This window comes from Devosia sp., assembly GCF_028290645.1.
Lineage (GTDB): Bacteria > Pseudomonadota > Alphaproteobacteria > Rhizobiales > Devosiaceae > Devosia_A.
Genome location: NZ_JAQGJL010000075.1, coordinates 1 through 7,824 on the forward strand (window position 1 = coordinate 1; position 7,824 = coordinate 7,824).

A 7,824-nucleotide genomic window follows, 5' to 3' on the forward strand; every position below is an offset into this window, starting at 1 on the left:
CCTCGGCCGCGCCACCCTCAACCGCTCCGACCACGCGGCCCTCCTCGCGCTGCAAGGCCCGGAAGCGGTGGCGGTGATCGATGCCATCGTCCCCGCCGCGGCGGAACTCGCCTTCATGCACTACGACTCCTTCGACTGGCGCGACACCAAACTGGTGATCTCGCGCTCCGGCTACACCGGCGAGGACGGCTTCGAGATCCTCGTCGATCCCGAGCATGCCGCCGCCTTCTGGGACACGCTCCTCGCCGACGCCCGCGTCAAACCCATCGGCCTGGGCGCCCGCGACAGCCTCAGGCTCGAGGCCGCGCTTCCGCTCTACGGCCACGACCTCGACGAGACCGTCTCGCCGGTCGAAGCCGGGCTAAATTTCGCCATCTCCAAACGCCGCCGCGAGGCCGCTGATTTTCCCGGCGCCGGCCGCATCCTCGCCGAGCTCGGCGGCGTTCTGGACCGCGTTCGCGTCGGGCTGAGGGTCGAAGGCGCGCCGGCGCGCGAAGGCGCGTCTATCCTCGATCCGCAGGGCACCGAGATCGGGGTCGTCACCTCCGGCGGCTTTTCCCCGACCCTCAGCCGCGGCATCGCCCTGGGGTTCGTCCCGCCCTCGCACGCGGCTCCCGGCACGCGGCTCCAGGTGCTGGTGCGCGGCAAGAGCCAGCCGGCGGAAGTCGCCGCCACCCCATTCGTCCCTCATCGCTACGTGCGGAAGGCCAGCAAATGACCAAGTTCACCAAGGACCACGAATACATCACTGCCGACGGTACCGTCGGCATCACCCCCTACGCCCAGGAGCAGCTGGGCGACATCGTCTATGTCGAGCTCCCCAAGGTCGGCCAGAAGCTGAAGCAGGGCGACGAAGCCGCGGTAGTCGAATCGGTGAAAGCCGCCTCCGAAATCTACGCCCCGGCCTCCGGCACCGTCACCGCCGTCAACGACGGCCTCTCGGGCGAGCCCGGCCTCATCAACTCCACCCCCGAAACCGACGGCTGGATCTTCAAGCTCGCGCTCGACAACCCCGCCGAACTGGACGGGCTGATGGACGCCGATGCCTACGCCAAGCTGACCGAGTGATGCGCATGGAACCCCAACCCTGTCCCCTCCCCACAAGCGGGGGCGAGACGATGAACACCCATGCCGGTGTAGGGGTCTCCCTCCCCCTTGCGGGGAGGGGACAGGGGTGGAGGTCCACAGCCGCGATGTTGCAACCGAGAACCTGACATGCGTTACCTCCCCCATTCCGAGCACGAGCGCGCCGACATGCTCGCCGTCATCGGCGCCCGCACCGCCGCCGACCTCTTCGCCCGCGTCCCCCGCTCGGCGCTCCTCACCGAATCGGTAAACCTCCCGCCCCATTCCCCCGAGTTCCTCGTCGAAGCCCACATGAAGGCGCTCGCGGCTCGGAACCACGCCGCCGGCGACGGCCCGCTCTTCATCGGCGCCGGCGCCTATCGCCACCACGTGCCGGCCAGCGTCGATCACCTGATTCAGCGCTCCGAATGGCTCACGGCCTACACCCCGTACCAGCCAGAGGTGTCGCAGGGCACGCTCCAGATGCTGTTCGAATTCCAGACCCAGGTGGCGCACCTGACCGGCATGGAGGTCGCCAACGCCTCGATGTATGACGGCTCCACCGCCACCGCCGAGGCCGTGCTGATGGCCCGCCGTCTCACCCGCCGCAACCGTATCGTCCTCTCCGGCGGCCTCCACCCGCACTATCGCGACGTGGTGCGTACCTATCTTGGCGACGGCCCCGACCTCATCTGCCTCCCCGCCTCGCCGGAAGGGCAGGGCGATATCCTCAACCGCATCGACGCCGAAACCGCCGCCATCGTCGTCCAGACCCCCGACTTCTACGGCCACCTCCGCGACCTCCGCGCCGCCGCCGACGCCGCGCACGCCGCCGGCGCGCTGCTGATCGTCGTCGTAACCGAGATCGTGTCACTCGGTCTGATCGAGGCCCCTGGCGCGCTCGGCGCCGATATCGCCGTCGCCGAAGGCCAGTCCATCGGAAATGCGCTGAACTTCGGTGGCCCCTATGTCGGCCTGATGGCCACCCGCAAGGAGTTCGTCCGCCAGATGCCCGGCCGGCTCTGCGGCGAGACCGTCGATGCCGACGGCAATCGCGGCTTCGTGCTGACGCTCTCGACCCGCGAGCAGCACATCCGCCGCGAGAAGGCGACCTCCAACATCTGCACCAACTCCGGCCTCTGTGCGCTCGCCTTCTCGATCCACATGTCGCTGCTGGGCGAAGCCGGTTTCAAGAAGCTCGCCCGGCTCAACCACCACAATGCGGTGAAGCTCGCGCGCATGCTCGGCACCGTCCCCGGCGTCGAACTGCTCAACAATAGCTTCTTCAACGAGATGACCATCCGCCTGCCGGTCCCCGCCGCGCCGGTTGTCGAACTGCTGGCACGTGCCGACGTGCTCGCCGGATTGCCCGTCAGCCGGCTTGAGCCCGACAACCCGGCCTGCGCCAACTTGATCGTCCTCGCCGCCACCGAACTCACCACCGACGCCGACATGGAGATGCTGGCCGAGTGCCTCAACGCCGCCCTCTCGGAGGAAGTCCAATGAGCATGAACACCCAGGGCCGCCCCACCGGCATCGGCACGGCCGCGCCCGCCGTCACCTCCGGCTCCTCGCTCCTTCCCAACGAGCCGCTGCTGTTCGAGATCGGCGACCGGGAGCACTCGGGCGTCGACCTGCCGGACGTCGAGATCGATGGCAGCTTCCTCGGCGGCTTCGAGCGGCAGTCCGAGATCGACCTCGCCGGCCTCACCGAGCCGGAAACGCTCCGCCACTACGTGCGCCTCAGCCGCCTCAACTACTCGATCGACTCCGGCATGTACCCGCTCGGCTCATGCACCATGAAGCACAACCCGCGCCTCAACGAGAAGATGGCCCGGCTCCCCGGCTTCGCCGATATCCACCCGCTGCAGCCCGTCTCCACCGTGCAGGGCGCGCTGGCGCTGATGGAGGAGTTGGCGCACTGGCTGATGACCCTCACCAATACCGCCGCCGTGTCCCTGACCCCCAAGGCCGGCGCCCATGGCGAGATGTGCGGCATGATGGCGATCCGCGCTGCGCAACAAGCTGCAGGGCAGGGGCACCGCACCGTGGTCCTCGTGCCCGAGAGCGCGCACGGCACCAACCCCGCCACCGCCGCATCCCTCGGCTACAGCGTCCGCTCCATCCCGGCGCGCGACGACGGCACGGTCGATGTCGAGGCCGTCAAGGCAGCGCTCAGCCCCGACGTCGCCGCGATCATGCTGACCAACCCCAATACCTGCGGCCTGTTCGAACCCGAGATCATCGAGATCGCGGCTGCCGTCCACGAGGCGGGCGCGTTCTTCTACTGCGATGGCGCCAACTTCAACGCCATCATGGGCGTGGTGCGGCCGGGCGATCTCGGCATCGATGCCATGCACATCAACCTGCACAAGACCTTCTCCACCCCGCACGGCGGCGGCGGCCCGGGCGCCGGTCCGGTCGTCCTGTCCGAAGCGCTCGCCCCCTTCGCTCCCGTGCCGTTCGTCAGGAAGAGCCAAGGCTCGCTGGCCCTAGTCGAACACGCCGAAGCCCGGCACCTCGGCCGCATCACCGCCTTCAACGGCCAGATGGGCATGTATGTCCGTGCCCTCACCTACATGCTGAGCCACGGTGGCGACGGCCTCGCCCAGGCCGCCAAGGACGCCGTCCTCAATGCCAACTACATCAAGGCACGCCTTGAGCACGTCTTCTCGGTCCCGTTCCCCGGCCAGCCCTGCATGCACGAGGCCCTGTTCGACGACAGCTTCCTCGAGGGTAGCGGCGTCTCCACCCTCGATTTCGCCAAGGCCCTGATCGACGAGGGTTTCCACCCCATGACCATGTACTTCCCGCTGGTCGTCCACGGCGCCATGCTGGTCGAGCCCACCGAGAGCGAGAGCAAGCAGACCCTCGACCGCTTCTGCGACGTGATGCTGGAATTGGCGGCGGATGCGAAGGCCGGCAACAGCCCCCGCTTCACCAGCGCCCCCACCAAGGCCCCGCGCCGCCGCCTCGACGAAACCCGCGCCGCCCGCTCGCCGGTGCTGACATGGGAACGGCCGGACGAGCTGCCGCAAGCGGCGGAGTAAGCTGGGCCGCCTCTCCGAGCGTGGGACTCGCCCCACCCTTGATCCTTCCCCATCAAGGGGAGGGAGACGACTTTGAGATCGGCGCAGAAGTGCCAGTCGTCTCCCTCCCCCTTGTGGGGAAGGATCAAGGGTGGGGGTGGCCACAGCCACGATGCTGCTGCCCTTCCGCTACCGCCAAAAAGAAAATGCCCGCTCTCGCGGGCATCTCAAATTCCAGCGCTGGCTCCGAACCTCAGTTCAGCCTTGCCGCCACATCCTTGATCGCCTGGTCCACCAGCACGTCGCCCTTGGCCGCGACCTGCTTTTCCAGCAGCACGCGCGCCGCCTCGACCGCGAGATCAGCCGAACGTGCACGCACTTCGGCAACGGCCTGGGCCTCCGCCTGGGCGATCTTCTCGGCCACCGATTTCTCGCGACGGGCGACCATCGCTTCAAGCGAGGCCTTGGCCTCGGCGGTCAGCCGGAACGCCTCTTCGCGGGCGGCAGTGATGATCTCCTCGGCTTCCTTCTCGGCTTCCTCGCGACGGCGCGCGTAGTCATCGAGCAGGGCCTTGGCTTCGGCGCGCAACGCCTCGGCCTCGGCGAGATCGGTCTCGATCTTCTTGATGCGGTCGTCGAGCATCCCGGCGATCATCTTGGGCACGCCGAAATAGATCGCGATGCCTACGAAGATCACCAGCGCGACCGTGGCCCAGATGGTGGCGCCGGTGGTGGCGTCGAACCCGAAGCTCCACATGTGCCTTACTCCTTGGTGACCGCGGCGACCGCGGCGCGGGCTTCGGCCGCAGTGACAGGACCGACGATCTTGGCGACCACCGCCTGCGCCGTATCGGCAGCGATGTTGCTCACGTGCTTCAGCGCCGCTTCCTTCTCGGTCTGGATGCGGGCTTCCGCCTCGGCGACGACCTTGGCCAGCGAGGCCTCGACGTCGGCGCGGCGGCCATCGATGTCGGCCTTGATCCCGGCGCGGGTTTCCTCGGCGATGCCGTGGGCGTTCTTGCGGGCCTCTGCCAACGCCGCCTCATAGGCGGCTGCGGCCTTCTCGGTCTCCTGGCGGAGCCGTTCGGCTTCCTTGAGGTCGCCCTCGATGCGGGTGCGGCGCGTCTCGAGGATGGAGCCGATGCGGGGCAGGGCCACGCGGCTCATCAGCACATAGAGCGCCGCGAAGGTGATGGCAAGCCAGAGCAGCTGGCTGCCGAAGCTCGCCGGATCGAAGGGCGGAAACACCTCCGAATGCGCCTCGGTGCCCGCATGCGTCTCGGTTGCGCCATGCGCATCCGTTGCCGCGGCGCCTTCCGTGGCGTGCTCCTCGCCCGGAGCGACGACCTGGCCCTCCTGCAGGGCATCGGCCTGCGCCACGACAATGATGTTTTGGGTCAAACCCGCCATCTCGAAACCCTTTGCGGCCGATAAAGCCCCGGATCGGAACCCGGAGCCCTGGTGCGGACGGCGTTACGCCGCCTGTCGCGAAATCAGACTGCGAACAGCAGCAGCAGCGCGATCAGGAACGAGAAAATGCCGAGAGCTTCGGTCACAGCGAAACCGAAAATCAGGTTACCGAACTGGCCCTGCGCAGCAGCCGGGTTGCGCAGCGCGCCCGACAGGAAGCTGCCGAAGATGTTGCCCACGCCGATAGCGGCGCCGGCCATGCCGATGGCTGCAATACCGGCACCAATGTACTTAGCTGCTACAGGATCCATTACTCTCTCCTTTGAGAACTGTCTGTGGCGAACCTCAAGTGGCGCGCCGATTGGGTTGAAAACTCAATGCGAAGGATGGATCGCATCGTTGATGTACATCGAGGTCAGCACTGCAAAGACGTAGGCCTGCAGGGCCGCCACGAGGAATTCGAGCGCCGTGATCGCCACGGTCATCACCAGCGGCAGGATCGCACCGAGCCAGCCGAGGAAGCCGAGGCTGCCCAGCGTCACGATGAAGCCCGCGAATACTTTCAGGGTGATGTGGCCGGCGAGGATGTTGGCGAAGAGACGAACGCTGAGCGAAATCGGACGCGAGAGGAACGAGACGACCTCGATCGGCACCACGATGGGCAGCACATAGGCAGGAACGCCCGCCGGCACGAACAGCTTGAGGAACTTCGGTCCGTTCTTGATGAAGCCGTAGACGATGACCACCACGAACACCAGCAATGCCAGCGCGAAGGTGATCACGATGTGGCTGGTGACGGTGAAGAAGAACGGGATCATGCCGAACATGTTGGCGACCAGCACGAACATGAAGAGCGAGAACACGAAGGGGAAGAACTTCATCCCGGCCTTGCCGGCGGAATCCGACACCATCTTGGCGACGAACTCGTAGAGCATCTCGGAGACCAGCTGCGTGCGATTGGGCACGATGCTTCGCTTTTGGGTCGAGAGCAGAAGATAGAGGCCGATGACGCCGACCGTCAGCGCCATGAACAGCGCCGAGTTGGTAAAGGAGACGCCACCATTCCCGAAAGAAACGAGATCGGTGATCTGGAACTGGTGGATCGGGTCGACTTTATTCGGATCGGCCAACTGTTGTTCCCTTTAGGCTCGAGGCCTTCATTCGTCTTCGTCGTCGTCCGGCACGCGCATCGCGGCCGTGGGCGGCGGGGCCGCCCGGTTCATTTCCGCCGCAGAACGCACCACGTTGAGCACGCCCGCCGCAAAGCCGACCAGCAACATCACCAGCATCAGCCAGGGACCGGTCTTGAGCCACAGGTCGAGCAGGTATCCGATACCCGCGCCGACCAGGATGGCCGCAATAAACTCCGAACCGAGCCGCAAGCCGCGGCTCAACCCGGTCATGTCCCTCGTCGCCGATGCCGCTTCGGCATCGCCAGCCAGGGACTTTTCGCCCTGCGCACGCTTGATCCGCGCCGCAAGATCCGAAGTCAGTGGCTCCGGCTTGGCACCACTTTGGGAGCGCTTGGTCTTGCGTGATAGTGCCATCCCGCTATCCCCTGCGCCTCCGGGCCGAAAATGAAAGAGGAGCCCCTCGAAGTCGCGGGCAACATAGTGGCGCCCCCCAGCAGTGTCAAGGCTGTGAAGAGACTGCTAAGCCATTGAAAGATAATGCGTTTATCTGGGTGCTAACAGGTGTGACATTGAGTCATCGCGACTCTGGCCACCACCATTGCGGCGGGTGTGGGGCGTGGCTACGCGGCGGCGGCCACCATCGCGGGGCCGACGGCCTGCATCCAGAGAATACCAATTGCGACCACGGTGACAAATCCGCCGCCGCCAAACACGATCAAACGGCGGTCGAGGCGAGATCGAGGATCGCGTAGTTCATCCCAGAACTTGTCGGTGCGAACGTCCTTCTCCGATCGACTGTAGGACGCGTAGGTGCCGATCCCAGCACCATCGAGGAGCCCCGAGCGCTCCATGACCCGGTACATTCCCGCTGCTCCAACAACAAACGCCACGGCCGCTACGCCAAAGATCGCGAATGCGATCGAGATTGCGAGCGTCCTGTCCATCAGCTCGCGACCCGAACCGCCGCCTCAGCGCCCTTCAAATCCACCGAAACCAGCTGGCTCACGCCGCGTTCGGCCATCGTCACCCCGAACAACCGATCAACCCGGGCCATGGTGATCGGGTTGTGGGTGATCACCAGGAATCGGGTTTCCGTCCGCTCGGTCATCATGTCGAGCAGGTTGCAGAACCGCTCGACATTGGCGTCGTCGAGCGGCGCATCGACTTCGTCGAGCACGCAGATCGGC

The 7,824-nt window shown here is 66.1% G+C and carries 11 protein-coding genes; 4 read left to right on the forward strand and 7 right to left on the reverse strand.

Annotated features, from left to right (window positions below; all coding sequences use genetic code 11):
• From JWQ89_RS03935 to gcvPB, 4 genes are all read left to right on the forward strand, one after another.
• Window positions 1-718: glycine cleavage T C-terminal barrel domain-containing protein (locus JWQ89_RS03935; RefSeq protein WP_299638590.1), on the forward strand; the 718-nt coding region annotated here is incomplete at its 5' end.
• Complete coding sequence (gene gcvH / locus JWQ89_RS03940) at window positions 715-1,068, forward strand: glycine cleavage system protein GcvH (protein WP_299638592.1); 354 nt, start codon at window positions 715-717, stop codon at window positions 1,066-1,068. The genes JWQ89_RS03935 and gcvH, both read left to right, overlap by 4 nt.
• 147 nt (window positions 1,069-1,215) lie before the next feature.
• The gene (gene gcvPA / locus JWQ89_RS03945; RefSeq protein ID WP_299638594.1) at window positions 1,216-2,571 is read left to right on the forward strand and encodes an aminomethyl-transferring glycine dehydrogenase subunit GcvPA; all 1,356 of its coding nucleotides are present in this window, start codon (window positions 1,216-1,218) and stop codon (window positions 2,569-2,571) included.
• Complete coding sequence (gene gcvPB, locus JWQ89_RS03950; RefSeq protein WP_299638596.1) at window positions 2,568-4,115, forward strand: aminomethyl-transferring glycine dehydrogenase subunit GcvPB; 1,548 nt, start codon at window positions 2,568-2,570, stop codon at window positions 4,113-4,115. The genes gcvPA and gcvPB overlap by 4 nt, the downstream gene beginning before the upstream one ends.
• Before the next feature lie 232 nt (window positions 4,116-4,347).
• On the opposite strand, the gene JWQ89_RS03955 is transcribed toward gcvPB, so the two are convergent.
• The 7 genes from JWQ89_RS03955 to JWQ89_RS03985 form a co-directional block, all read right to left on the reverse strand.
• Window positions 4,348-4,851, reverse strand: coding sequence for an ATP F0F1 synthase subunit B (locus JWQ89_RS03955; RefSeq protein ID WP_299638599.1), 504 nt, complete (start codon window positions 4,849-4,851; stop codon window positions 4,348-4,350).
• Window positions 4,852-4,856: 5 nt separating this feature from the next.
• A complete protein-coding gene (locus JWQ89_RS03960; protein ID WP_299638600.1) occupies window positions 4,857-5,504 on the reverse strand; it encodes a F0F1 ATP synthase subunit B in 648 nt (215 codons plus the stop codon).
• Between the two features lie 83 nt (window positions 5,505-5,587).
• Window positions 5,588-5,815, reverse strand: coding sequence for a F0F1 ATP synthase subunit C (locus JWQ89_RS03965; protein ID WP_299638602.1), 228 nt, complete (start codon window positions 5,813-5,815; stop codon window positions 5,588-5,590).
• A 63-nt stretch (window positions 5,816-5,878) separates the two neighbouring features.
• The gene (locus JWQ89_RS03970) at window positions 5,879-6,634 is read right to left on the reverse strand and encodes a F0F1 ATP synthase subunit A (RefSeq protein ID WP_299638605.1); all 756 of its coding nucleotides are present in this window, start codon (window positions 6,632-6,634) and stop codon (window positions 5,879-5,881) included.
• 27 nt (window positions 6,635-6,661) lie between these two features.
• Window positions 6,662-7,051 carry an AtpZ/AtpI family protein gene (locus tag JWQ89_RS03975; protein ID WP_299638606.1) on the reverse strand — a complete coding sequence of 130 codons (390 nt, stop codon included), beginning with the start codon at window positions 7,049-7,051 and terminating at the stop codon, window positions 6,662-6,664.
• A 206-nt stretch (window positions 7,052-7,257) separates the two neighbouring features.
• Window positions 7,258-7,581, reverse strand: a complete 324-nt coding sequence (locus tag JWQ89_RS03980; protein ID WP_299638610.1) for a hypothetical protein — start codon at window positions 7,579-7,581, stop codon at window positions 7,258-7,260.
• Window positions 7,581-7,824, reverse strand: a 244-nt coding sequence (locus JWQ89_RS03985; RefSeq protein WP_299638612.1) for a hypothetical protein, incomplete at its 5' end; no start/stop codon positions are given. The genes JWQ89_RS03980 and JWQ89_RS03985, both read right to left, overlap by 1 nt.

Excerpts from the sequence above, each read along its gene's own strand:
- gcvH (WP_299638592.1), top strand. The coding sequence starts at position 715 with ATGACCAAGTTCACCAAGGACCACGAATACATCACTGCCGACGGTACC.
- gcvPA (WP_299638594.1), top strand. The coding sequence starts at position 1,216 with ATGCGTTACCTCCCCCATTCCGAGCACGAGCGCGCCGACATGCTCGCC.
- gcvPB (WP_299638596.1), top strand. The coding sequence starts at position 2,568 with ATGAGCATGAACACCCAGGGCCGCCCCACCGGCATCGGCACGGCCGCG.
- JWQ89_RS03955 (WP_299638599.1), bottom strand. The coding sequence starts at position 4,851 with ATGTGGAGCTTCGGGTTCGACGCCACCACCGGCGCCACCATCTGGGCC.
- JWQ89_RS03960 (WP_299638600.1), bottom strand. The coding sequence starts at position 5,504 with ATGGCGGGTTTGACCCAAAACATCATTGTCGTGGCGCAGGCCGATGCC.
- JWQ89_RS03965 (WP_299638602.1), bottom strand. The coding sequence starts at position 5,815 with ATGGATCCTGTAGCAGCTAAGTACATTGGTGCCGGTATTGCAGCCATC.
- JWQ89_RS03975 (WP_299638606.1), bottom strand. The coding sequence starts at position 7,051 with ATGGCACTATCACGCAAGACCAAGCGCTCCCAAAGTGGTGCCAAGCCG.
- JWQ89_RS03980 (WP_299638610.1), bottom strand. The coding sequence starts at position 7,581 with ATGGACAGGACGCTCGCAATCTCGATCGCATTCGCGATCTTTGGCGTA.